Source organism: Erwinia sp. 1181_3 (genome assembly GCF_052824965.1).
The window spans coordinates 88,460-112,168 of sequence record NZ_VTDE01000003.1 but is presented as its reverse complement, the minus strand read 5'-3'; the positions used below and the strand labels follow the sequence as shown (position 1 = coordinate 112,168).

Annotated in this window: 22 protein-coding genes and 1 other annotated feature; of the genes, 14 read left to right on the top strand and 8 right to left on the bottom strand. The window is 53.4% G+C overall.

Annotated features, from left to right (window positions below):
- Both acrB and FY046_RS08835 read right to left on the bottom strand, forming a co-directional pair.
- On the bottom strand, positions 1-3,153 hold the full coding sequence (acrB, locus tag FY046_RS08840) for a multidrug efflux RND transporter permease subunit AcrB (protein ID WP_133845753.1): 3,153 nt from the start codon (positions 3,151-3,153) through the stop codon (positions 1-3).
- A gap of 16 nt (positions 3,154-3,169) precedes the next feature.
- Positions 3,170-4,372 (bottom strand): efflux RND transporter periplasmic adaptor subunit, encoded by a 1,203-nt coding sequence (locus FY046_RS08835; protein WP_133845752.1) that lies wholly within the window; start codon positions 4,370-4,372, stop codon positions 3,170-3,172.
- 141 nt (positions 4,373-4,513) lie between these two features.
- On the opposite strand from FY046_RS08835, the gene acrR reads away from it, so the two are divergent.
- Positions 4,514-5,152, top strand: coding sequence for a multidrug efflux transporter transcriptional repressor AcrR (gene acrR, locus FY046_RS08830; RefSeq protein ID WP_133845751.1), 639 nt, complete (start codon positions 4,514-4,516; stop codon positions 5,150-5,152).
- Positions 5,153-5,159: 7 nt separating this feature from the next.
- On the opposite strand, the gene rsmS is transcribed toward acrR, so the two are convergent.
- The 3 genes from rsmS to priC form a co-directional block, all read right to left on the bottom strand.
- Complete coding sequence (rsmS, locus tag FY046_RS08825; protein ID WP_133845750.1) at positions 5,160-5,309, bottom strand: pleiotropic regulatory protein RsmS; 150 nt, start codon at positions 5,307-5,309, stop codon at positions 5,160-5,162.
- A gap of 36 nt (positions 5,310-5,345) precedes the next feature.
- Positions 5,346-5,591, bottom strand: coding sequence for a GlsB/YeaQ/YmgE family stress response membrane protein (locus tag FY046_RS08820; protein ID WP_133845749.1), 246 nt, complete (start codon positions 5,589-5,591; stop codon positions 5,346-5,348).
- A gap of 67 nt (positions 5,592-5,658) precedes the next feature.
- Positions 5,659-6,195 carry a primosomal replication protein PriC gene (gene priC / locus FY046_RS08815; RefSeq protein ID WP_133845748.1) on the bottom strand — a complete coding sequence of 179 codons (537 nt, stop codon included), beginning with the start codon at positions 6,193-6,195 and terminating at the stop codon, positions 5,659-5,661.
- Positions 6,196-6,261: 66 nt separating this feature from the next.
- On the opposite strand from priC, the gene FY046_RS08810 reads away from it, so the two are divergent.
- From FY046_RS08810 to FY046_RS08800, 3 genes are all read left to right on the top strand, one after another.
- Positions 6,262-6,639, top strand: a complete 378-nt coding sequence (locus FY046_RS08810) for a DUF454 family protein (protein ID WP_446185979.1) — start codon at positions 6,262-6,264, stop codon at positions 6,637-6,639.
- A gap of 156 nt (positions 6,640-6,795) precedes the next feature.
- A complete protein-coding gene (gene apt / locus FY046_RS08805) occupies positions 6,796-7,347 on the top strand; it encodes an adenine phosphoribosyltransferase (RefSeq protein WP_133845746.1) in 552 nt (183 codons plus the stop codon).
- Between the two features lie 198 nt (positions 7,348-7,545).
- Complete coding sequence (locus FY046_RS08800) at positions 7,546-8,148, top strand: Ail/Lom family outer membrane beta-barrel protein (RefSeq protein WP_133845745.1); 603 nt, start codon at positions 7,546-7,548, stop codon at positions 8,146-8,148.
- Between the two features lie 48 nt (positions 8,149-8,196).
- On the opposite strand, the gene FY046_RS08795 is transcribed toward FY046_RS08800, so the two are convergent.
- The gene (locus FY046_RS08795; protein ID WP_446185978.1) at positions 8,197-11,646 is read right to left on the bottom strand and encodes an autotransporter outer membrane beta-barrel domain-containing protein; all 3,450 of its coding nucleotides are present in this window, start codon (positions 11,644-11,646) and stop codon (positions 8,197-8,199) included.
- Between the two features lie 489 nt (positions 11,647-12,135).
- Between FY046_RS08795 and dnaX the strand changes: the two genes are divergently transcribed.
- The 4 genes from dnaX to htpG all read left to right on the top strand — a co-directional run bounded on the left by dnaX (position 12,136) and on the right by htpG (position 17,027).
- The gene (gene dnaX / locus FY046_RS08790) at positions 12,136-14,064 is read left to right on the top strand and encodes a DNA polymerase III subunit gamma/tau (protein ID WP_446185977.1); all 1,929 of its coding nucleotides are present in this window, start codon (positions 12,136-12,138) and stop codon (positions 14,062-14,064) included.
- Positions 13,403-13,464: a sequence feature (DnaX frameshifting element), on the top strand. Its footprint overlaps the gene before it by 62 nt.
- A 52-nt stretch (positions 14,065-14,116) precedes the next feature.
- Positions 14,117-14,446 carry a YbaB/EbfC family nucleoid-associated protein gene (locus tag FY046_RS08785; RefSeq protein ID WP_017799391.1) on the top strand — a complete coding sequence of 110 codons (330 nt, stop codon included), beginning with the start codon at positions 14,117-14,119 and terminating at the stop codon, positions 14,444-14,446.
- Complete coding sequence (gene recR, locus FY046_RS08780) at positions 14,446-15,051, top strand: recombination mediator RecR (protein WP_133845742.1); 606 nt, start codon at positions 14,446-14,448, stop codon at positions 15,049-15,051. The genes FY046_RS08785 and recR overlap by 1 nt, the downstream gene beginning before the upstream one ends.
- Before the next feature lie 101 nt (positions 15,052-15,152).
- Positions 15,153-17,027: a molecular chaperone HtpG gene (htpG, locus tag FY046_RS08775; RefSeq protein ID WP_171148777.1), complete on the top strand. Its 1,875-nt coding sequence runs from the start codon at positions 15,153-15,155 to the stop codon at positions 17,025-17,027.
- Between the two features lie 157 nt (positions 17,028-17,184).
- Here the strand turns inward: htpG and FY046_RS08770 are convergent, their stop codons facing one another.
- Together FY046_RS08770 and FY046_RS08765 are read right to left on the bottom strand one after the other, a co-directional pair.
- Positions 17,185-17,631, bottom strand: coding sequence for a transposase (locus FY046_RS08770; protein ID WP_446185976.1), 447 nt, complete (start codon positions 17,629-17,631; stop codon positions 17,185-17,187).
- A gap of 238 nt (positions 17,632-17,869) precedes the next feature.
- On the bottom strand, positions 17,870-18,745 hold the full coding sequence (locus FY046_RS08765; protein WP_133845739.1) for a LysR substrate-binding domain-containing protein: 876 nt from the start codon (positions 18,743-18,745) through the stop codon (positions 17,870-17,872).
- A gap of 207 nt (positions 18,746-18,952) precedes the next feature.
- On the opposite strand from FY046_RS08765, the gene FY046_RS08760 reads away from it, so the two are divergent.
- From FY046_RS08760 to hemH, 6 genes are all read left to right on the top strand, one after another.
- Positions 18,953-19,657 (top strand): hypothetical protein, encoded by a 705-nt coding sequence (locus tag FY046_RS08760; protein ID WP_159337506.1) that lies wholly within the window; start codon positions 18,953-18,955, stop codon positions 19,655-19,657.
- A gap of 53 nt (positions 19,658-19,710) precedes the next feature.
- Positions 19,711-20,109, top strand: coding sequence for an NUDIX hydrolase (locus FY046_RS08755; protein WP_212815877.1), 399 nt, complete (start codon positions 19,711-19,713; stop codon positions 20,107-20,109).
- Positions 20,109-20,984, top strand: a complete 876-nt coding sequence (locus FY046_RS08750) for a DUF6024 family protein (protein WP_133845736.1) — start codon at positions 20,109-20,111, stop codon at positions 20,982-20,984. The genes FY046_RS08755 and FY046_RS08750 overlap by 1 nt, the downstream gene beginning before the upstream one ends.
- Positions 20,981-21,883: a DMT family transporter gene (locus tag FY046_RS08745; protein WP_133845735.1), complete on the top strand. Its 903-nt coding sequence runs from the start codon at positions 20,981-20,983 to the stop codon at positions 21,881-21,883. Before FY046_RS08750 ends, FY046_RS08745 begins: the two co-directional genes overlap by 4 nt.
- Positions 21,884-21,976: 93 nt before the next feature.
- Complete coding sequence (adk, locus tag FY046_RS08740; protein WP_133845734.1) at positions 21,977-22,621, top strand: adenylate kinase; 645 nt, start codon at positions 21,977-21,979, stop codon at positions 22,619-22,621.
- Between the two features lie 116 nt (positions 22,622-22,737).
- Positions 22,738-23,697, top strand: coding sequence for a ferrochelatase (hemH, locus tag FY046_RS08735; RefSeq protein ID WP_133845733.1), 960 nt, complete (start codon positions 22,738-22,740; stop codon positions 23,695-23,697).
- The last annotated feature ends 12 nt before the right edge of the window (positions 23,698-23,709 follow it).

Genomic DNA, 23,709 nt, shown 5'->3' with positions numbered 1-23,709 from the left:
TTAGTGATGCTGTGAATCAACCGGATGGCTGTGTTCCAGCTCCTCTTTGTTCTTACTGAAGCGGCGGCGGACCACCACGAAGAACACAGGAACGAAGAAGATTGCCAGGACGGTTGCAGTGACCATACCGCCCATTACGCCCGTACCAACGGCGTTCTGAGCACCGGAGCCTGCACCGCTACTGATAGCCAGCGGGAGAACACCCAGGATAAAGGCCAGAGAGGTCATCAGAATCGGACGTAAACGCATGCGCACCGCTTCCAGCGTGGCCTCAACCAGCCCTTTGCCTTCTTTTTCCATCAGGTCTTTAGCAAACTCGACTATCAGGATGGCGTTCTTCGCCGACAACCCTATGGTTGTTAGCAGCCCCACAACAAAGTAAACGTCATTACTTAACCCGCGCAGGGTGGTGAAGATCAGCGCACCGACCACACCCAATGGCACCACCAGCATGACAGAGAACGGAATTGACCAGCTCTCATACAGCGCTGCCAGACACAGGAACACCACAATCAGTGAGATGGCGTACAGCGCTGGAGCCTGGTTACCAGATAAACGCTCCTGGTAAGACATGCCCGTCCAGTCATAGCCGATACCGGTTGGCAGCTTAGAGGCCAGATCCTGCATCAGGTCCATGGCTTCACCGGAGCTTTTACCCGGTGCTGGTTGCCCTAACAGCTCCATGGATGGAAGGCCGTTATAACGCTCCAGACGTGGCGAACCATAAACCCAGTTGGCTGACGCAAAGGCATTAAATGACACCATTTCGCCGCTGGTAGAACGCACATACCAGTTGCCGATATCACCAGGCAACATACGGTAAGGTGCTTCACCCATCACGTAGACTTTCTTAACGCGACCACGGTCAATGAAGTCATTGACATAGGAGCCACCCCAGGCGGCTGCCAGTGTGGTGTTGATATCAGACAGCGATACCCCCAGCGCCTGTGCTTTTTCCTGGTCGATAGTCAGTTTGTACTGCGGGGTGTCTTCCAGTCCGTTAGGACGCACACCCACCAGTACATCCGGATGTTGGGCAATCATACCCAGCAGCTGGTTACGTGCGGCAGTCAGTTTTTCATGGCCTAAACCGCCCTGATCGATTAGCTGGAAGTCGAAGCCTGTTGCCTGACCCAGTTCAACAATGGCTGGCAGGTTGAAAGGAATCACCATCGCATCTTTAATGACGGAAAGTGCGCCCATTGCCCGCCCGGCAATTGCAGGAACCTTATTGTCGGCACCTGGACGTTCATCCCACGGCTTCAGACTGACAAAGGCGAGGCCGGTGTTCTGACCACGACCTGCAAAGCCAAAGCCGTTAACAGTAAACACAGAGTTAACCGTAGCTTTTTCTTTATTCAGGTAGTAATCCGTCACCTGGTCCAGCACTTTCTGAGTACGCTCCTGAGTCGCACCAGCAGGGAGCTGGGCCATCGTCAGGAACACACCCTGATCTTCTTCCGGTAGGAAGGAGGTCGGCAGACGCAGGAACAGGAAAGCCATGCCCACGAAAATCAGCAGGTAAATCACCAGATAACGACCGGTACTGCGAACGATGTGGCCAACACTTTCGGTATAATGATTGGTACTCTTGTCGAACAGGCGGTTAAACCAGCCGAAGAATCCAGTCGTCTTACCGTGATCGCCTTTCGCAATCGGTTTCAGCATCGTTGCACAGAGTGCCGGGGTCAGGATCAACGCCACCACTACCGACAACACCATCGCAGAAACAATGGTAATTGAGAACTGACGGTAGATAACGCCGGTAGAGCCGCCGAAGAATGCCATCGGGATAAATACAGCCGACAGTACAAGGGCAATACCAACCAACGCCCCCTGGATCTGATCCATTGACTTACGTGTGGCTTCTTTCGGTGGCAGGCCCTCTTCGGCCATGACGCGCTCGACGTTTTCCACCACCACAATGGCGTCATCCACCAGCAGGCCGATGGCCAGCACCATCCCGAACATCGTTAGCGTGTTTATCGAGTATCCGAAGGCGCTGATAATGGCAAACGTTCCCAGCAGTACGACTGGCACGGCGATCGTTGGGATCAGCGTTGCGCGGAAGTTTTGCAGGAACAGATACATGACCAGGAATACCAGCACGATAGCTTCGACCAGCGTCTTCACCACTTCGTTAATCGAAATCTTAACGAATGGCGTGGTGTCATACGGATAAACCACCTTCATCCCGGCAGGGAAGAAAGGCTCCAGCTTGGTGAGTTCTGCCTTAACGGCGGCGGCGGTATCCAGTGCGTTAGCGCCGGTTGCCAGCTTGATCCCCAGACCGGAAGCCGGTTGTCCATTATAACGGGCAATAATCTCGTAGTTTTCACCACCCAGCTCAATATGCGCGACATCACTCAGACGAACACGCGAACCGTCGGTATTCACCTTCAGCAGAATTTTGCCGAACTCTTCCGCCGAGGTCAGGCGTGTCTGCGCAATAATAGACGCGTTAAGCTGCTGGCCGGCAACAGGCGGAGAACCGCCGAGCTGACCCGCCGCCACCTGGGCGTTCTGGGTATTGATGGCGCTAATGACATCAACGGGCGTGAGCGAGTAGTTGTTGAGCTTGTGAGGATCCATCCAGATGCGCATGGCGTACTGTGCACCGAACAGCTGTGTATCACCCACGCCTGACACTCGACTGATAGGGTCTTTAATGTTCGACCCGACATAGTCGGAGAGATCGTTCTGGGTCATGGTGCCGTTGTCATTGATGAAACCGGCGACCATCAGGAAGCTGCTCGAGGATTTCTGAACCTTAATCCCCTGTTGTTGCACTTCCTGCGGCAGTAGCGGCATCGCCAGTTGCAGTTTGTTCTGCACCTGTACCTGAGCGATGTCAGCATTAGTCCCTGATTCAAAGGTCAGCGTCAGCTGCAGCGTCCCGGAGGAGTCACTGCTGGAGCCCATATACATCAGGCCGTCGATGCCGTTCATGTTTTGTTCGATAACCTGCGTGACGGAGTCTTGCAGTGTTTTCGCATCAGCGCCAGGGTAGGTTGCTGTGATCTCAATTGCCGTTGGAGCAACGTTTGGATATTGCTCGATCGGTAGTTTAAGAATCGACAGCGCACCCGCCAACATAATAATGATGGCGATTACCCAGGCAAAGATGGGGCGATCGATAAAAAACTTAGCCATGTCTCAGTGGCTCCTGTTAAGACTTCGGTTGTTCAGACTTCGCCTGAGACTCGGAACCTGCTTTGGCGCTGTCATCGCTGACTTCCTGAGGCGTTACCGCTGCACCAGGTTTCACGCGTTGCAGACCGGTCACAATCACACGATCGCCATCTTTCAGACCGGCAGACACCAGCCACTTATCACCAAATGCCTGGTCGGCAGTCAGATTACGGACTTCAACCTTATTGTCCGCGCCCACAACCATGGCAGTTGCCTGACCGGTTGGCGTACGGGTCACACCCTGTTGAGGAACCAACAGTGCATTCGGGTTGGTGCCTTCATCCAGACGGGCACGCACAAACATACCCGGCAGCAGACTATGATCAGGGTTAGGGAACACGGCACGTAATGTGATCGAACCTGTGGTTTCATCCACAGTGACATCAGAGAATTCTAATGTTCCGCTCTGCGCGTATTCGCTACCATTTTGCATCAGTAGTTTGACTTCAGCTTTACCATTGGTCTGCTGAAGTTTGCCGGAATTCAGTTCATCACGCAGGCGCATGAAATCTTCGCTGGATTGGGTCACATCAACATAGATAGGGTCAAGTTGCTGTACGGTTGCCAACGCAGTGGTTTGCGCACTGGCAACTAAAGCGCCTTCCGTCACCGACGATTTACCGATGCGACCGCTGATAGGTGAGGTCACTCGAGTATAGGCGAGGTTGATGCGTGCTGTTTCTACAGTGGCCTGAGCAGCCTGAACGGCAGCGGCGGTCTGGCTTTGCGTTGCCATTGCCTGGTCGTAGTCCTGCTGGCTGATGTACTTAGTACCCAACAGGGGCTTGTAGCGTTTTACCGTCAATGCGGCAATCTGTGCATTGGCTTGTGCCTGTGCCAGATCACCTTTCGCACTGCTATAAGCAGCTTGATATGTGGCGGGGTCAATTTGATATAAAGACTCGCCAGCCTTGATATCGCTACCCTCAACGAAGTTGCGTTTCAGAATAATGCCAGATACCTGTGGGCGAACTTCTGCAATACGGAACGATGAGGTTCGACCTGGCAGGTCGGTAGTAATTTTAAGCGGGGCGCTTTTCAACGTTGTGATACCCACTTCAGGTGCCTGCTGTTGCTGTCCGGCTTGCTGAGATTCTTTGTTGTCACAACCCGTTAGCACTAAGCTGCCTGAGAGCATCAGAACGGCCGCCAGAGGCGTTAACCCTCTGTTTTTGTTCATAAATAAACCTCGAGTGTCCGATATCGATTGTTCAATGGATTACAAACCCATAAACCCATTGCTGCGTTTAAATTATGGTCGTGATATGGTACATACATTCGGAAATGTATGTAAGTCTAACTCTTTGTAAATCACACCCTCATGGCACGAAATACCAAACAACAGGCGCAGGAAACGCGCAATCACATCATTGATGCCGCAATTAAGCGCTTCTCTGAACATGGCGTATCCAAAACGTCACTGGCGGATATTGCCTCAAGTGCTGGCGTGACGCGGGGTGCTATTTACTGGCATTTCAAAAATAAAACTGATTTGCTGAATGAAATCTGGGCGCAATCCGAATCCGGAATGGCGGACCTGGAGCTTGAGTATCAATCAAAATATCCTTCTGATCCACTATCTGTAATGCGCGCAATGTTGTTGTATGTCCTTGACGCAGCAGCCAGTGACCCAAGAAGGCGTGCACTTATGGAAATTATTTACCACAAATGTGAGTTTGTTGGAGAAATGACTACCCTACAACTGATGCAACAAAATCTCTATCTTGAATGTTATGAAAAGATAGAAGAGGTTTTATCGCAGTGCATTGATGCAAAACAACTCCCCGAAAATCTGGATACCCGGCGTGCTGCCGTTGTGATGCGTGGCTACATCAGTGGCATCATGGAAAACTGGTTATTTATGCCGGGCAGTTTTGATTTAGCCGGTGATGCGCCGCAATTAGTGGAAACGCTCATTGATATGCTGGCGCTCTGTCCGACGTTACGTCAGTCAGTTTAACCGCCGATTATGACTGGCTGGCGACTTTCTGTTCAAAATCCCGCTGTACGATCGCCAGCGCAGCCAGAACGGTTTCTGGTGCAACATGATTTTCTTCCAACAGCATAATCAAATCGACGGCGAGTTTGATTTCTTCCGGCGCGGTTTCCAGTGACATACTTGCTCCTTATTTCTGAATGCAGACAATCAGCGGTCAGATACGTAAAATTTTGACGATACCCGTCATCACCAGTGCACCTATAAGTGAAGTCAGCATCGTATGTGGGTCGAGGGTGGCCAGCGTGCCGTTATTCATATAGGTACTGATATAGCCGCCAATCAACGCTCCCACGGCGGCAAGTACTAATGTGGGCACCAGCCCGCCCGGGCGGCCAGGAAAAAAATAGCGTGCAATAAAACCCACCAGAAGACCGATGATTATCCAGGAAATCAGACCCATTTTCGCTCTCCAGTTACAGGGCAATGTGACTATTATAGTCCCCGATTCGGCAGGGGATGAGACGAGGCTAGCTGCTACGTTCGCGATTTTCAATGGCGCGTTCAATTCGCTTGAGGGCTTGCAAACATCGCTGTAACCGTCCTTCCAGAGCAGCGACTTCCCGTTGCAACTGTTGCTGTTGTGCCAGGGTTTCCTGCACGGCCAGCAAACTCTCCCGGTCGATAATCATGGCACGTAAGCGACGTTCGAAATCCTGATGCTCGGCCAGTTTCTCATATAAATTCTCTTTGACCGGAACAGGGCGAGACTCACTGCGACGCATTTTCTGCGTTGCCAGCTCACGTTGCAGGGCGCTCATCTGCATCACTACCCGTTCAGCCATCCAGGCCACGCTCTCCATACGGTTATCACGTACGCTTTGTTTCAGCTGTGCCATCGTCTGGCGAACTTCCAGTAAATAATCGCCCAGTCGGGTGGTGTGGCAGTGAAACAATTTAATATCGAAGCGTGCCTGTGCAGTGCGATTATTGGCATGAGGTTCCACGGCGTGCGCAAGTTGTTCGAGTTGCATATCGAGTTGTTGCAGTAAACCTGCGCTTTTCATCTTATTCTCCGTGGCGGTAATGCTCTGTATGATACCCTGATTCTGAGACATTTTTCCGGGTGTGCCATGCAACGTTATATTCTTATTGTTTTAGGCTGGCTTGCTGTGGTGTTAGCGACGTTGGGAGTGGTGTTGCCGTTGCTGCCCACCACGCCATTCTTACTGCTGGCCGCCTGGTGTTTTGCCCGTTCTTCACCGCGTTTTCATTACTGGCTGCTGCACCGCTCGGTATTTGGTCGATATTTGCGTCACTGGCAGCAACACCGGGCGATGCCTCCAGGTGCTAAGGGCAGGGCGATCCTGTTTATTCTGATCACTTTTGCTTTTTCGCTGTGGATGGTCAAGCTCCTTTGGGTGCGTCTGTTACTGTTGGCGATCCTCTGCGCGCTGCTGGTCTTTATGATTCGTATACCCGTGGTTGATGAAGGGCAAGAAAAGCGGTGATTTTGCTTAACACGGTTGCAATTGTCCGGCGGTTTGCATAGATTTGGTCGTTTTCGTGCGCGGCTTCCCCTCAACGTCTGAATTTCACCCGGCAACCCTGCCGCAGAGTGGAATGAAGCTGCGCGAGTCAGATTTGTATTTACCAGGCATAACATTATGACCGCGACTGCGCAGCAGCTTGAATTGATTAAAAACAGTATCAAAAGCATCCCGGATTACCCAAAGCCGGGTATTCTCTTTCGTGACGTGACCAGCCTGCTGGAAGATCCGAAAGCGTTTGCATTGAGCATTGAACTGTTGGTTGAACGCTATCGTGACGCTGGCATCACCAAAGTAGTGGGCACTGAAGCGCGAGGGTTTTTGTTCGGTGCACCGGTTGCGCTAGGACTGGGAGTAGGTTTTGTGCCGGTACGTAAGCCAGGCAAACTGCCACGTAAAACCTTTGCTGAAACCTATGAGCTGGAATACGGCACAGACACGCTGGAACTGCACTGTGATGCGATTCAGCCGGGTGATATTGTTCTGGTGATCGATGACTTGCTGGCAACCGGTGGCACTATTGAAGCAACGGTGAAGCTGATTCGCCGTGCAGGTGGCAGCGTAAAAGACGCTGCATTTATCATTAACCTGTTTGATTTGACCGGCGAATCTCGCCTGAAAGCGCAGGGTATTGAAAGCTACAGCCTGGTGAACTTCCCCGGTCACTAAGCTTGATCAGGCCGGGTTAACCCCGGCCTTGTTACGACTCTCTTCTTTTTCCCGCTTTTCGCTTCCCGCCCCTTTATCAATACTAAAAATGCGCTCGCCCGCTGTTCGGCACGATTCGCGGCGAACGGTTGATTCTCTGCTCTAAAATACGACAGCCAACATCAAGCTGTGATTTCACAGGCGTCAGGGAAGAGTGAAATGAAAAAAACCATGACTGTATTGCTGTTTTTTCCTCTGCTTGCCGGGGCTGAAGACGTTGTTGCCAGCACCACACAAAAGCCGTTACAGCAGGCCTACCCACCGGAAAGCTTTAGCGGGCGGCATACTTTCACGCTGGGTTACACTGAAAGCCACATCTCACATTTCAAAGCCATGAAAGGGGTCAATGCGAAGTATCGCTATGAAATCCCGGAATTACCTCTGAGCGCGATGGTCTCTTTCAGCGGCATGAGCGGCAGGGGTAGCCAGAGTGTCGGAGGAAGCGATGCCCGAGAAGTGAAGCACCACCGCGTGCGTTACTATAGCCTGATGGTCGGGCCTGCCTGGCGGGCGACGAGCTGGGCCAGCCTTTACTTGCTGGGAGGGGCGGGCTGGGAAAGCAGCAGCAACCAGACTGACTACCATAACCCAGGCCGGGACAGTACCGGGCGCTATAAAATATTTGATGCGCGTTTTGCCTGGGGAGCAGGGGTGCAGTTCAACCTGATTGATAACGTAGCGGTGGATGTTGGCTACCAGGCCGGGCACGTGCAGAAAACGTCCAGCAACGGGTTTAATGTTGGGATAGGTTATCGATTCTGATGGGGATACGAAGAGTAGAAAGGGCAGCGAAGCTGCCCCTGATAATCATTAGAACGCGAACCTGATCCCGGCATAAATGGTGTTGTCGGTGATGTGCGATGACGCATTCAACTGATAGTTAAGACTGTAAGACAATGCGTCGTGCGACAGCTCAATGCCAATGTTACTGGTGAACACGGAATGATCGGTAATACTTGAATCGGTCATTGAGTAGCTGGCTTCCTCGCCCGGAAGCCAGCTACGGCTTTTCGCTTTGACGTCCCCGCTGTTGCCGGTCCACGTCAGGTCCAGTAAAGGCTTAACCTGGTAGCCTTTACTGGCTGTGAACGTCCTGGACAGCGAAACGCCCAGCGGGAATGACCAGATTTTCTGTGAGTCACCCGCTGTTTCAAACATCGTTCCCAGCTCGTTATGCGTCGTAAAGGCCTCGCTTTTCAGTCGCGTATAATGTATTCCTGCATGTGGCGTCACATCGGCCAGTTTGTTATTCCACTGGTAACTGGCCGTGATACCACTGCTCAGCGCCCAGCTGTTCATTCTGGCCCGCAGCGACCCACCCTCAATCTCAGCCGGACTTTGCTGTTTCATTCTGTTACGGCTGCCGGTGTAACTGACATCTGCCATCACATTCAGCGCGCCCCGTTGCCAACTGCTGTAGAGTGAGCTTCCCCAAAAGTTGAAGTCATTACGCGTTGGGCTCACGTTTCCATGGCTGGTACTTTTGCCCCCGCCCGTATTCAGCGCCATACCGGTAGTCATCATGCCGAAGTCGCCGGCATCAAAACGGAAATCACTCCCTAATGCCAGTCCACCGAGATTTGCAGAAGAGCGAGCCTGCCAACGTCCTGAAGAAAACCCATGAGAACGGCTGTTATCAGACAGCAGCGTCGCCCATAGATTAACGCCTGTCGCAGCCTGTGCCCCGGGCATTGATGCAATGCCAGAGAGATGATGCTCAACCGCATGACGAGCCGCTGACAGCGCCATAAAGGTGCTGTGCTGGACACCCACCACAGAGGCGATATGTAATGCTGACTGCACGACTTTACTGGCGAGAACCTCTTCGCGGATATAACGAATATCCATCGACTGCGAAATAAAGCGCTGGCCTGCATCGTCAGAGTGAGTATTAACACCCTGCGTTTTAGCCATATTGGCCATCAGGTCCTGTGTGTCCGGTGGCAAAAGCGGCTGGCTGGTCTGTGCAGCGGTCAGATGATGGGCATTGCCCTCCACGCTGCTGCCCATCTTAAACAGACGGCTACTGCTGGTAATATTCTGCTGCTGCCAGAAACCCTCCGTCGTATTGCCTCCTTCGCTGGCGATGAAGCGTTCCCCCGTTTTGAGATTGTCATCGGTGATGACCAGCATTTTCGCCGTCAGGGCCACGCTCCCGTCCCCGATCAGCAGGGCGGATGAACCCTGGTCCACGTAGGTTTTTGCGGAAACGATCGTCAGTGATGCATCATCGAATCGATTGAGATGTCTGTCGCTACCAATACTCCAGTGCAGATCCGGGCTGGACAAATCGACGGTTTCACCTGCTGCAATAGCCAGCGTTCCGGCAAACGGTTCAGACTGCTGCTGTGTCATCCATCCGGCGCCTTGCTGCCAGAGTTCAGCGTTCAGTTCACGTGTTCCGATAATCGCGGTGCCTTTGCCCATGACATCCATCTGCCCTCGTGAGGCATCAAGGTGCGTACTGGCAAACATTCCACCGTTAACGCGTAGTGCACCGGAGCGCAACCCGGTATTGTCGGCCGTGAAGATGCCGCCAGTTTGCAGGTACTGGTTTTCACTACCGTAGCGGGTGTCTGCCTGGCCGATGGTTAAGCTGTCTGCGGTGTAGTTACCGCTTTCGATGGTGAGCTGCCCATTGCCCGCCAGGCCTGATTCATTCTCCTGTCCGCCATCGTTGCCGCCGAGCACGATATCAGTAGCGATATGGCCACGACTGTTTTTAAACAGAGCAGAACCGGTGCCCCCATTGCCACCCTTGCCACCGAGACCTGGACCAGTGCCGCCAGAAGTGGTGCCGCTGGTTCCTGCCTGGCTGCCGTTCCCCCCCAGCTGGAGGAAGCTGCTATTGGTGATATGACTATCCTCAACATTCAAGGTGCCGCTGCCCCCGTGACCGCCTGCACCTCCCTGGCCACCGATAGCATCGGATGCGCTATTACCACCAGCCCCACCACGTTCTCCATCAGCCCCAAGCGTTATCGAATGAATAGAAAGGTGGCTGGTAGCGATGTTGATGGTTGCGTTTCCGCCATCACCACCAATGGCACCTGTACCACCATCCCCTCCTGCGCCGCCAATACCACCGATACCGGACAATGATGCGCCATTGAGGCCGGTTTCTCCGCCATTACCGCCGCGAGAACCCTGGCCGCCAGCCCCCCCTGCCTGCAGGTTGTTTTTGACTGTTAAATCGGCATTGTTCAGGCTCAGTTCAGCATAGCCACCTTGCGCTCCGTTGCCGCCGTTGCTTCCCGCGGCACCGGCACCCCCGTCTCCGCCGTTGCCACCGCGACCTGCGGTCCCCCCGGTGCCGCCCTGACCACCCAGGCCACCGCTGCTGGCCAGTCCGTCAGAGCCGTTCTCACCTTGAATGCCATCCTGGCCCCGGGAGCCCGCGCTGCCACCGTCGCCACCCCGGCCCCCCGCAGACCCGTTACTGGCAGCGCCTGCCTTTCCACCCGTGCCGCCAAGTAGGATCGTGTCAGCATAAAAATTACCGTTAGTCAGCGTGAGTTCTGCGTTCCCCCCGCTTGCAGCCTGAGCGCCTTGGCCACCGAGTGATCCTGACGCACCTGCGGCACCGAGGCCGCCTGCAGCACCCGCTGCTCCATCGCCACCTCTGCCGCCGTTACCACCATAGCCGTCGATATCGGTGTTGCTCCCTGCGCCGCCCTGTCCGCCATCGCCAGCGTTGCCGCCGCTCCCCCCTTTGCCGCCCATTCCTCCAGCACTTCCCGCGGAGGCCTGACCCGCCACACCGCCATCTCCGCCATTCCCCCCCAGAGTGACTGAACCCAAGGAGGCATCATCACCCTCGACGATCAGTGTTCCTGATCCCCCCGCCTGACCCGAAGAACCATCACTTCCCTGGGGGCCGCTAGTGCCACTGGTGCCATTCGTTGCCAGTCCGGCTGGTGATCCCGGGTTGCCATTGCCACCGGCAGAGGAGCTACCGTTCTGGCCATCGTAGCCATCACCACCGTTGCCCCCGTTACTTCCATTACCTGCACTGCCGCTCTGGCCTGCATCGGCGCCATCACTGCCGTTACCACCTTTATCTCCTTGCGTAATAGTGTGACGTCCTGTCATCTCGCTGAGGGGCTGGGTTTCGTTCGTGCCAGGTGCAGCGGCAGCCGATGCAAGAGGGACGGCGCTGAATATCGGCAGTGAGAGCAAGGCCAGTGTAGAAATGGAAGAACGCAGACGGTGCTTTTTAAGCGGAAGATCCACGAGCTGTTTAGCTGTTGTATGTTTCATAAATTAATCCGTTAATCAGTGGAGATCCTTGTGGCGCTGCAATTTTTTGAAAAAAAGGCGGCACCAATTCGCCGGAAAATGGAAACCCGGATGATTGCGTATCAGAGGCGTGGTGAACGTTTTTGCACTGTTATTCCTTTAATGCTGGGAGAAAGCACATCCTGTGCTTTTGCGGAAAACATGGGCAATTTGCCACATACTTCGGAGGGGGAAATTAGCATTTCGTGTTACGTGTAGCGGTAAAACGATTTTTGGATATTTTATGAATTGATGGGTTTTATTCACCCGTTTTCATCGAAAAAGAGCAAGTCTGCGTGGCAAAATAAGCGTGTAACAGCATGGCGACAGGTAGACCTTCTGTTATAGTACCTTCCCTTAATCCGCTTATTGGCCGTGAACACGGTTGATCTTGCCGATACTCGTCAACAGGCTAAACTGCGGTTTATCACGGTTTGGGTAAGTAATTTTTTAAAAAATGATGAAGTCTTAATGAGCTATCAGGTACTGGCCCGCAAGTGGCGTCCGCAAGCGTTTACTGAGGTTGTCGGTCAGCAACATGTTCTGACCGCGCTGGCTAATGGTTTGTCCCTTGGCCGCATCCATCACGCTTATCTTTTTTCTGGCACCCGTGGCGTCGGAAAAACCACCATCGCCCGTCTACTGGCAAAAGGACTGAACTGTGAAACAGGCATTACCGCTACCCCTTGTGGGAAGTGTGATAACTGCCGTGAAATTGAGCAGGGCCGTTTTGTCGACTTGATTGAAATTGACGCAGCTTCCCGAACTAAAGTGGAAGATACGCGCGATCTGCTGGATAACGTGCAGTACGCTCCGGCACGTGGCCGCTTTAAAGTTTACCTGATCGATGAAGTCCACATGCTCTCGCGTCACAGCTTTAACGCGCTGTTGAAAACGCTGGAAGAGCCACCAGAACATGTAAAATTTTTGCTGGCGACCACCGACCCGCAAAAACTGCCGGTAACGATTTTATCGCGCTGTCTGCAATTCCATTTGAAAGCGCTGGATCAGGAGCAGATCCGTGGTCAGCTTGAGCATGTATTGCAAGCTGAGCAGATCAGTGCTGAAACCCGCGCATTGCAATTACTGGCACGCGCTGCTGACGGCAGTATGCGTGATGCGCTGAGCCTGACCGATCAGGCAATTGCGATGGGGCAGGGGCAGGTAACGACCTCCACGGTTAATGACATGCTGGGCACGCTAGACGATGAACAGCCACTGGCGTTGATCGAAGCATTGGTCCATGCCGATGGTGCAGAAGTCATGGCGTTGCTCAACCAGGCCGCTGCGCGGGGTGTGGAGTGGGAAGCGCTGCTGGTAGAAATGCTTACGCTGCTGCATCGTGTGGCAATGATTCAACTACTGCCTTCTGCGCTGGGCGACGATATGGCCGCCATTGAACAGCGGTTGCGTGAACTGGCACGGGTACTTCCGCCCGCAGATGTTCAGCTTTATTACCAGACGCTGCTAGTTGGCCGCAAAGAGTTGTCGCTGGCACCGGACCGCCGTATGGGTGTGGAAATGACGCTGCTGCGCGCACTGGCTTTTCACCCCAAAGCCGTGATCGCTGACCCGGTTGCACGCCCAACCATGGCATTACAGACCCCGGCAGCACCCTCAGCAGAGCCTGTACCCCATACGGCATCGGCGTCCCCGATTCAGGACGCGCCACCACCTCACCAGGGATTATCTGACTCTACCAGCCAGCTCCTACAGGCGCGAACGCAACTGCTGCGCCATCAGGGGGCGAGTAAGCCAAAAAAGACTGAGCCGGCAGCGCAGGGTGCGCGGCCGGCAAGTTCGGCACTGGAGCGTCTTGCTGCGGTTACCGAACGCGGGCAGCAACGTCTGCAACAGGCAGCGGCAGAAGCGGTTCCTGTAAAAGAAGAGGCGTATCGCTGGAAAGCGCAAAACCCAACGGAAGTGAAGGCAGAAGCGGTTGCAACGCCAAAGGCGCTTCGTACGGCACTGGAACATGAGAAGAATCCTGAGCTGATGGTGAAGCTGGTGGCGGAATCGCTAGAACGCGACCCGTGGGCTGGCGAAATTGCGGTGCTGGTCATACCAAAACTGGTTCAACAGCTTGCGTTAAATGCCTGGAAAGAGCAGACCGAGAGTGGTATTTGCCTGCATTTGCGCTCCAGCCAGCGTCACCTGAATTCCCCTTCTGCGCAAAAAGCGCTAAATGATGCCTTGAATGCTGCTGCCGGGCACCCCATTGAATTAACCGTGGTGGAAGATGATAATCCTTCGGTGCTGACACCGTTGGAATGGCGGCAAAAAATTTATGAAGAGAAGCTGGCGCAGGCGCGTCAGTCGATTATCACTGATACTCATATTCAGACGCTGCGTCGGTTTTTCGATGCCGATGTGGATGAAGAAAGTATCCGACCTGTTTAACCCGCCGCATCGCAGTTACGTTGATGCGGCCTGAGCTGAAGAGAGAGAACTTATGTTTGGTAAAGCCGGATTGGGCAACCTGATGAAGCAGGCCCAGCAAATGCAGGATAAAATGGCCCAGGTGCAGGAAGAGATTGCTGCCATGGAAGTGACCGGTGAATCAGGCGCAGGCCTGGTGAAAGTCACCATCAACGGCGCTCACAATTGCCGTCGTGTGGAAGTAGACCCAAGCCTGCTGGAAGATGACAAAGACATGCTGGAAGACCTGGTGGCTGCGGCCTTCAACGATGCGGCGCGCCGCGTTGCTGAAACCCAGAAAGAGAAAATGGCGGCGGTATCAAGCGGTATGCAGTTGCCACCTGGCTTCAAGATGCCATTCTGATGCAAACCAGCCCACTCCTTGAAACATTAATGGAGTCGCTGCGTTGCCTGCCAGGCGTTGGGCCGAAGTCGGCGCAGCGCATGGCGTTCCAGCTGTTACAGCGTGACCGCAGCGGTGGCATGCGTCTGGCACAGGCGCTGACGCGGGCGATGTCGGAAATCGGCCATTGTTCTGATTGCCGTACTTTCACCGAGCAGGAAATCTGCACCATCTGCGCCAACCCACGACGGCAGCAGAATGGATTGATCTGTGTGGTGGAAAGCCCGGCGGATATCCATGCCATTGAACAGACCGGGCAGTTTGCCGGGCGTTACTTTGTGCTGATGGGGCATCTGTCACCGCTGGATGGCATCGGGCCGAATGATATTGGCCTCGACCGCCTGGAACAGCGTCTGGAAAAAGAGACGATTGTTGAAGTTATCCTCGCCACCAACCCAACGGTGGAAGGGGAGGCGACCGCTAACTACATTGCCAGCCTGTGTGAACAGTATGGCGTGGAAGCCAGCCGTATTGCTCACGGTGTTCCCGTGGGCGGAGAGCTGGAAATGGTTGACGGTACGACGCTTTCGCACTCACTGGCCGGGCGTCAAAAGTTTAAATTCTGAGCAATCAACGGCACGAGTCCTTCGTGCCGTCTTGAAATCCTTTATGTCACCCCCATTTAATACCTCAACGTTCATCATCTGTTTTTTAGTTGAGGGTAGCAATGACCATGAAAGGACAAGAGACACGTGGCTTCCAGTCAGAGGTAAAACAGCTTCTGCACCTGATGATCCATTCACTCTATTCAAACAAAGAAATCTTCCTGCGTGAGTTAATCTCTAACGCTTCAGATGCTGCTGATAAGCTGCGCTTCCGCGCGTTATCCACCCCGGATCTCTATGAAGGTGATGGCGAACTGCGTGTACGCGTCTCTGTCGACAAGGAAAATCGTACGCTGACGCTGAGTGATAACGGCATCGGTATGCGTCGTGATGAAGTCATTGAAAATCTCGGTACCATTGCGAAATCTGGCACCAAATCTTTCCTTGAATCGCTGGGTTCTGACCAGGCGAAAGACAGCCAGTTGATCGGTCAGTTCGGTGTTGGCTTCTATTCTGCGTTTATTGTCGCCGATAAAGTCTCCGTACGGACTCGCGCCGCAGGCGCTGCCGCGTCAGAAGGTGTGTTCTGGGAGTCAGCCGGTGAAGGTGAATACACCATCGCCGACATTGAAAAAGCCGATCGCGGCACCGAAATCACTCTGCATCTGCGCGAAGGCGAAGATGAGTTCCTCGATGCCTGGCGCGTGCGCAGCATCATCAGCAAATACTCAGACCACATTGCACTGCCGGTTGAGATCGAAACCCACAATGAAGAAGACAACACCACCACGTGGGAAAAAATCAACAAGGCGCAGGCGCTGTGGACGCGCAACAAGTCTGAGATCAGTGCTGACGAATACAAAGAGTTCTACAAACATGTCGCCCATGACTTCACCGATCCGCTGACGTGGAGCCACAACCGGGTAGAAGGCAAGCAGGAGTACACCAGCCTGCTCTATATCCCTGCCCAGGCGCCGTGGGATATGTGGAACCGTGACCACAAACATGGGCTGAAACTGTACGTGCAGCGCGTGTTCATCATGGACGATGCCGAACAGTTTATGCCGAACTATCTGCGCTTCGTCAAAGGGCTGATTGACTCTAACGATCTGCCGCTGAACGTCTCGCGTGAAATCCTGCAGGACAGCCGCATAACTCAGAGCTTGCGCGGTGCGCTGACCAAGCGTTCCTTGCAAATGCTGGAAAAAGTGGCGAAGGATGACGAGGAAAAATATCAGTCATTCTGGCAGCAGTTTGGTCTGGTCCTGAAAGAAGGCCCGGCAGAAGACAGCAGCAATGCTGAAACCATCGCGAAACTGCTGCGCTTTGCCAGCACCAGCAGCGAAGGCCCGGCGCAAACCGTGTCGCTGGAAGACTATGTCAGCCGCATGGTGGAAGGGCAGGAGAAGATTTACTACATCACTGCCGACAGCTATGCCGCCGCGAAAAGCAGCCCGCACCTGGAGCTGTTCCGTAAGAAAGGTATCGAGGTTTTGTTACTCTCCGATCGTATCGACGAATGGATGATGAGCTACCTGACTGAGTTTGACGGGAAAACCTTCCAGTCAGTGAGCAAAGCGGATGACGCGTTAAGCAAACTGGCTGATGAAGAAACCGAAGAGCAGAAAGAGGCGGAAAAAGCGCTGGAGCCGTTCGTAGAACGTGTGAAAACGCTGCTGGGTGAGCGCGTCAAGGAGGTGCGTCTGACACACCGTCTGACCGATACTCCGGCCATCGTCACCACTGAAGCTAACGAAATGACCACTCAGATGGCAAAACTGTTTGCTGCTGCGGGTCAGGACGTGCCTGAGGTGAAATATCTGTTTGAGCTGAATCCAGACCATGCGCTGGTGAAACGTGCTGCCGATACTCAGGACGAAGCTCGCTTTGCCGAGTGGATTGAGCTGCTGCTGGAGCAGGCACTGCTGGCAGAGAAGGGATCGCTGGAGGATCCTAACCAGTTTATCCGCCGTATGAATCAGCTGCTGCTGGGATAACGAGCCACGGGCGAGGCATGCCTCGCCCCTACGCTATGCCGTGATGCTGTATCGGGCGAGGCGTGCCTCACCTCTACGCTATGCTGCGATATTGTCTCGGGCGAGGCGTGCGTTATGCCGCAATAATCTGTAGGGGTCGGGCATGCCCGACCCTGTTTTATTCCCGTAAACACCAACGCAATGGGTTATTCAACATATACTCCCGCACGTTAGACAACTCATCCTTGTCGCGAATCACCCGATCCCAATATCCTCGCTGCCATACCGTTAACCCCACATGTATTCGACGTACTCTATTCGTCACTGCCGATTTATAGCTGCCCACGAGTGTCGCCACCGAAAACTGATACCTTTCCGGTATCACTAAGATACAGTGCAGATGGTCGGGCATAATGATACTGCTGTCGATCTGGCAACCGGGAAAATGGTGAGGTAATGCGTAAAGATAGTCTCGGGCGATGATACCGTATGGATTAAGATAGCTGCGGTACTCTAAGCAGTGGCCGAACAGTGGCCTTCTTTGCTGACAGCACAGTGTCAGATAGTAGTATCCGGGCTGGCGATAATCGTAGTGTTTAAGGCGCAGAGATTTCCTTTGTTGCATGACATCCTCCTTTTTGGGGAGCATATCAGTACCGGATATATTGCGTATTTTCGGAGTAAATATCGTCAGCACGGCTCGCAAAAAAACGGGCGAGGCGTGCCTCACCCCTACGCTATGCTGCGATGTTGTCTCGGGCGAGGCGTGCGTTAAGCCGCAATAATCTGTAGGGGTCGGGCATGCCCGACCCGGCCGGATGTTGTTGATGATTTTTGTAGGGGTCAGGCATGCCTGACCCGTTTTATCCCGCGATCGACGCCTCTTCTAACAACCACCGCCGAAACAACTCAATCTCAGCTTCTTCTTTACGGGCGGTTTTGACCATCATCCATGTCGCGCGATCCACCTCTGCAAACCCCAGCGGAGCAATCAAAGACCCGTCACGTATCTCTTTTTTGACCAGAATCTGCGGGGTCATAATAATTCCCATTCCGTTACGTGCCGCCTGAATCGCCAGCGTCAGATTATCGAAATGACGTCCCGCCCAAAAATCGCCTCTTGCCCCGGTTTTCTTTGCCCACTCCGCCCAGGCATGCAGTTTGGTATCGGCATGTAGCAGTGGCAGAGTGGAAAAATCTGTCTCGTAGGTAAAGCGATGACTGAACTTCGGGGCGCATACCGGACCAATATAGTCGACGGTAATCAGCGTGGCGGTAATATCCTCCTGCAACGGCTGCTCGTGGCTGACAATCAGCACATCGGTATGCTCGCTGCGCACCCGCTCAATATCAACATGGGTCTGAAAGGTGAGGGCAATATCGCTGTGCCGTTCTGAGAAACGACTGATACGCGGGATCAGCCACTGTGCCAGAAAGCTGGGGGCACAGGAGATGGTCAGGCTGTGCAAATTGCGTGCGCGAATTTTCTCACAGGTCAATTCGATCTCGCGAAAGGTCTGTATGCAACACACTTTTAGCCGTTCGCCATCCGGGGTCAACTGCACCCGTCCGTTCACCCGTAAAAATAACGGTTTGCCTAGCCACTCTTCTAACTGTTTGATTTGGTGGCTAACAGCGCTGTGCGTCACGTTTAGCGATTGCGCCGCCAGGCTGAAGCTTTGATGCTGTGCTGCCTGATGAAAGTAGCGCAGGGCACGCAGTGAAGGAAGGCCAGACATAATCATACCTTGTTAGAAAAACTAACAAGGAGTGTCTGTTTATATCATTTTCAAGTCCAGCATAATTTCCCTACTCTGGCTTCCAGGTCGGGGTGCTGTCCTGTCAGCCACCAGCAAACGCCCCCTTCTGGTTTCTCTCGTTACACAGCCGTATTTTCCCCTTGTCAGCCCACGATTACATTCATCATCAATGCGAAGGAAAGGAAAATGACAAATCAGCATTCTGTAAAAACACAGCTCGTCATGTTTACCGGCGGTCGTGATAGCACCCTGGCAGCGTGTTATCTGATGTTACAGGGTATCCCTGTACACCTCTGGTCAGGAAACAGCGGATGTTCACTGCATCGTGGCATTTTGTCGCACCGTGTTGATGAATTGAAAAGCCGGTTTGGCGACTTAGTCGTCGCCCATACCATTGCCGATATCAGCGGTGCTTTCCGTTCAATTGCGATTGAACACCTGGAAAGTGACATTCTGAAATATCGTAAAAACCTGGTGCTGCTGGGAGAGAAACTGGCAATCCATGCCCATCTGGTCGATTTCTGCCACCGCAACGACATTAACACCATTAATGATGGCATCACCCATTATCAGATGGAATTCCCGGAGCAGCGTCAGGTAGCGAAAACCTTCCTGATGGAGATGATGGCGCAGTACGACATCAACTATCAGTCGCCGATTTATGAGTTTGCTCAGTCAGCGGATGACGTGAAATACCGCCTGCTGCAGCTGGGGATTTCGACCAAATCGCTGGAAGGGATCAGCATTTTCGCCGACAGCTTCTCGACGCCGAATGATGAGGTGATCCTCGCATATCTGCATGACAAAGCGCCACTGGCACACAACATCGTCCGTTTCCTGTCAGGTGAAACCCTGATGACGCCTGTGCTGAAAACCAGCGCTGCTGCCTGAATCTGAACGTCAGAGGTGGCGTAGCCTGCGGGTTACGTCACCCGGAGTCTGAGATGAAAATAATCGTTAAATGCGCGGCCATTATTATTTATCAGCGTTCGCTGTTATTGACCCGTAAACGCGGCACCGAGATTTTTATCTCCCCCGGCGGTAAGCCACATGCGGGAGAAGACCATCTGAGTTGCCTGAAGCGTGAGCTTCAGGAAGAGCTGGGTGTGCAGATTAAAGGCTTCCGGCCTTTTGGCCTGTTTCATGGTCAGGCCGAATTTGAAGCCATGGCGATAGAGAACCATGTCTACCACGTTGAAATCGACGGGCAGCCGCGCGCAGGCAACGAAATCGAAGAGATTGCCTGGGTGAATTATCGCAGGCCCCCCTGTGAAATCGCGGTTGGATCGATCTTCCGTGACAACGTTATGCCACTGCTTTTCCAGCAAGAGTTGATAAATTAATGGACGCATCCTCACTTTCCCCTCAGTTACAGCAGATCCATGGCGATCGGTTTTATAAGCGAGTTTCTATGCTGAAAGATGAACTCCGGGAAGAGTTAACCCGCATATATCAGCTGCAAGAGTACGATCTGTTTTTTGTTCAGTCGGTTCGCGTTGGACTGGTGATCTTATCGCATCTGTTTCATAAGCAGGAAACCACGCTGTGCCTGGCCAAACATGCGCACTATCAGCCCATCACTGAGCTGTTCAGCCCTCCGGCCTCACATTTTACCGAGCCTGGCAGCGTGCGTATCATTACTCACGTCAATCCGTATACCGGTGAACTCAACAGTCTGAAAAACAGTAAAGGTAAAGGCGTAGTGGATGCCTCGCACAGTTTTGCCACCAACCGCCACGGTGAGCTGATTGCGGACAGTTCCATTTTTGTCGCCCCTCTCCATAAACATGCCTCGTTAACTATCGGTCTGGCGATTATTGCCCTGCGTCCCGAGGACTTTAGTACCCTGATGCGCAGTGAGTTGCGTTTGTTTGAAGAGTCCACCTCGTCGGCAAAACCACTGGAAGAAGCACTGCAAAACATCCGTAGCACCCAATGGCAGCCGTATAACGTGGCGCAGGTTGGGCCTGTGCAGCTGAACGATGTCGCAGGTATGGATTTCACCTCAATCAGTGCACCGGATTTGCCCTTTAGCTGTTTCCCGGTACCTGCGCTCAGCGAGAGTCTGCAACAGCAGGTGAAAGCAGCAGGGGCCAGCTATTTCCCTCATGCCAAAACCCTGCGTTTGTCGTGCTGGGTAAGGGGTGACGGCAGTGAGCCTGTCGATATGACGGAACAGGTAGAAAACAAACTGAGCACCCTGTGGGAGGCAAAATGAAAAGTACCTTTGCCGTGAATGGCAATATGATTGGCATCATGGGCGGTGTGATTCTCAGTACGGATTCGGTGTTTATCCGCATGATGGGCATTGAAAATTCCTGGCTGATTGTGGCCCTGCGCGGCCTTTGCATGTGGGGTGTCTGCCTGCTGATGTGGGCCTTTTGGCGCCAGAGCCGCTCCACTCTTGGCACGCCGTGGCTGACCAAAGACAATGTGCTGTCGGCGCTGTTTTTTTGCATCGCTTCCGCCTGCTTCGTTAATGCACTGAACCGGGGCAATGTGGCCACGGTACTGGTGATTATCTCTTCAACGCCGTTTATTTCGGCCCTGATTACCCGGCTGTTCTTCAAAGTGGCTATCGATCGCAGCGTGATGCTGGCATCACTGGCGGGCATTGTTGGCGTGGTGATTGTGATGTCAGGCCGTGGTCTGGGCCATAATGGCATCGCCAATGTTTATGCGCTGGGCACGGCAGTCTCTATGGCACTGGCGTTTATCTTTACCTCACGCGTTAGTGGTGGCTCGGCGGGTTTACCGTCATTGGGGGCGGTGCTGGCATCGGTGTTGATTGTGCTGTGGCCGGACTCAAACATGGTCGATAGTCTGAAAGTGTTGTCGGCTGCGCAATATGGGTGGGTGATCGCGGAAGGGGCGTTAATTATGCCGCTGGCGATGGGGTTAATCACGTTATCCACGCGTTTTGTCTCTCCGGCCAATGCCGGGCTGTTTTTACTGCTTGAAACTGCGCTGGCGCCATTGTGGATGTTTCTATTTATGGACGAAATCCCAACAATTCAGGCAGTTATTGGTGGTGCAATTATTATCGTTGCGGTGATTTCTCAAACGCTGTATGCCCGCCGACAGGTATCGCTACAACGTTACGCGGATGCAGGATAACCGCGCCCTTCCTTGTGGATAGCGGGCCAAAATGGTATGTTCTTGCCCTCAGATAAAGTGATCAATTAAGCGATTCGCAAGGGGATTTACGCAATGCGTATTATTCTGCTCGGAGCTCCGGGTGCAGGTAAAGGGACTCAGGCTCAGTTCATTATGGAGAAATACGGTATTCCGCAGATCTCTACGGGTGACATGCTACGCGCCGCTGTTAAAGCGGGCTCGGAGTTGGGTCAGAAAGCCAAACAGATTATGGACGACGGTAAACTGGTGACTGACGAACTGGTTATCGCGCTGGTCAAAGAGCGTATTGCTCAGGAAGACTGCCGTAATGGTTTCCTGCTGGATGGCTTCCCACGCACCATTCCTCAGGCTGATGCCATGAAGGAAGCGGGCATTAAAGTTGACAACGTGCTGGAATTCGCCGTCCCTGACGAACTGATCGTTGATCGCATCGTCGGTCGCCGTGTCCATGCGCCGTCTGGTCGTGTCTACCACGTCACCTACAATCCGCCAAAAGTGGAAGGTAAAGACGATGTGACCGGCGAAGAACTGACCATCCGTAAAGATGACCAGGAAGCGACCGTACGTAAACGTCTGGTGGAATACCATGAGATGACGGCTCCGCTGATTGCTTACTACAGCAAAGAAGCGGCCGAAGGTAACACGGCTTACCACAAGATCGATGGCACCCGTAAAGTGGCTGAAGTTAGCGCAGAGCTGGCCAAAATCCTCGGTTAGTGCTTTTTGAGCCAGGGATAACCTGGCTCAATGACAGCAATTGGTTTATCCCCCGCTTTTTTCCGCTAGAATAAGTCTCGTTTTCATCTCCGACGATGCCGTAAAAAGGAATAACAATGAGGCAAGATAAGCCTGGCGTATTACTGGTTAACTTAGGCACACCTGATGCCCCAACGACACCTGCCGTAAAACGTTATCTTAAACAGTTCCTTAGCGATAGACGAGTGGTCGATACCCCGCGCTGGTTGTGGTGGCCGATCCTGAATATTGGCATTCTGCCGCTGCGCTCTCCGCGAGTAGCAAAACTGTATGCTTCCGTCTGGATGGACGAAGGTTCTCCGCTGATGGTTTACAGTCAGCGTCAGAAAGCAGCACTGGCCGCGCGGTTGGATATGCCGGTGGAGCTGGGGATGAGCTATGGCAATCCGAGCCTGAAAAGTGCTATCGATAGCCTGATGCAGCAAGGGGTGAATCGCCTTATTGTCCTTCCGCTCTATCCGCAGTTCTCCTGCTCGACCGTCGCGGCGGTATGGGATGGTATTACCGACGTGTTCGCCGGTTACCGCAGCCTGCCAACCGTGCAGTTTATCCGTGATTATGCGGAACATCCGGCCTATATTGCTGCCTTGAAAGCCTCGGTAGAACGCTCTTTTGCCCAGCACGGCAAGCCTGACCTGCTGGTCACCTCGTTCCACGGTATCCCGCAACGCTTCGCCGATGAAGGTGATGATTATCCCGAGCGTTGCTATGACACCTTTAACGCGCTTACGGCCTCACTGGGGCTGGGCAGCAGCGAAGCGATGCTGACGTTCCAGTCACGTTTTGGACGTGAGCCGTGGCTGATGCCTTATACCGATGAAACCATGAAATCCCTGCCCGCCAAAGGCGTGAAGCATGTGCAGATTATGAGCCCGGGCTTTTCATCTGACTGCCTGGAGACGCTGGAGGAGATTAACGGTGAGAACCGTGAGATCTTCCTCCATGCGGGGGGGACGCGTTTTGAATACATTCCGGCGCTGAATGATGATGAAGCTCATATCACCATGATGCTGGAGCTGGTCAACCAGTACCGCTAAAACAGGGGAGGC

Bases quoted from the DNA above. Each gene is read 5' to 3' on its own strand.
- FY046_RS08765 (WP_133845739.1), bottom strand. From the start codon at position 18,745: ATGTCTGGCCTTCCTTCACTGCGTGCCCTGCGCTACTTTCATCAGGCA.
- apt (WP_133845746.1), top strand. From the start codon at position 6,796: ATGACCGCGACTGCGCAGCAGCTTGAATTGATTAAAAACAGTATCAAA.
- htpG (WP_171148777.1), top strand. From the start codon at position 15,153: ATGACCATGAAAGGACAAGAGACACGTGGCTTCCAGTCAGAGGTAAAA.
- FY046_RS08770 (WP_446185976.1), bottom strand. From the start codon at position 17,631: ATGCAACAAAGGAAATCTCTGCGCCTTAAACACTACGATTATCGCCAG.
- recR (WP_133845742.1), top strand. From the start codon at position 14,446: ATGCAAACCAGCCCACTCCTTGAAACATTAATGGAGTCGCTGCGTTGC.
- FY046_RS08810 (WP_446185979.1), top strand. From the start codon at position 6,262: ATGCAACGTTATATTCTTATTGTTTTAGGCTGGCTTGCTGTGGTGTTA.
- rsmS (WP_133845750.1), bottom strand. From the start codon at position 5,309: ATGTCACTGGAAACCGCGCCGGAAGAAATCAAACTCGCCGTCGATTTG.
- FY046_RS08760 (WP_159337506.1), top strand. From the start codon at position 18,953: ATGACAAATCAGCATTCTGTAAAAACACAGCTCGTCATGTTTACCGGC.
- FY046_RS08745 (WP_133845735.1), top strand. From the start codon at position 20,981: ATGAAAAGTACCTTTGCCGTGAATGGCAATATGATTGGCATCATGGGC.
- FY046_RS08800 (WP_133845745.1), top strand. From the start codon at position 7,546: ATGAAAAAAACCATGACTGTATTGCTGTTTTTTCCTCTGCTTGCCGGG.
- FY046_RS08835 (WP_133845752.1), bottom strand. From the start codon at position 4,372: ATGAACAAAAACAGAGGGTTAACGCCTCTGGCGGCCGTTCTGATGCTC.
- FY046_RS08785 (WP_017799391.1), top strand. From the start codon at position 14,117: ATGTTTGGTAAAGCCGGATTGGGCAACCTGATGAAGCAGGCCCAGCAA.
- hemH (WP_133845733.1), top strand. From the start codon at position 22,738: ATGAGGCAAGATAAGCCTGGCGTATTACTGGTTAACTTAGGCACACCT.
- FY046_RS08795 (WP_446185978.1), bottom strand. From the start codon at position 11,646: ATGAAACATACAACAGCTAAACAGCTCGTGGATCTTCCGCTTAAAAAG.
- FY046_RS08755 (WP_212815877.1), top strand. From the start codon at position 19,711: ATGAAAATAATCGTTAAATGCGCGGCCATTATTATTTATCAGCGTTCG.
- dnaX (WP_446185977.1), top strand. From the start codon at position 12,136: ATGAGCTATCAGGTACTGGCCCGCAAGTGGCGTCCGCAAGCGTTTACT.
- acrB (WP_133845753.1), bottom strand. From the start codon at position 3,153: ATGGCTAAGTTTTTTATCGATCGCCCCATCTTTGCCTGGGTAATCGCC.
- FY046_RS08750 (WP_133845736.1), top strand. From the start codon at position 20,109: ATGGACGCATCCTCACTTTCCCCTCAGTTACAGCAGATCCATGGCGAT.
- FY046_RS08820 (WP_133845749.1), bottom strand. From the start codon at position 5,591: ATGGGTCTGATTTCCTGGATAATCATCGGTCTTCTGGTGGGTTTTATT.
- acrR (WP_133845751.1), top strand. From the start codon at position 4,514: ATGGCACGAAATACCAAACAACAGGCGCAGGAAACGCGCAATCACATC.
- priC (WP_133845748.1), bottom strand. From the start codon at position 6,195: ATGAAAAGCGCAGGTTTACTGCAACAACTCGATATGCAACTCGAACAA.
- adk (WP_133845734.1), top strand. From the start codon at position 21,977: ATGCGTATTATTCTGCTCGGAGCTCCGGGTGCAGGTAAAGGGACTCAG.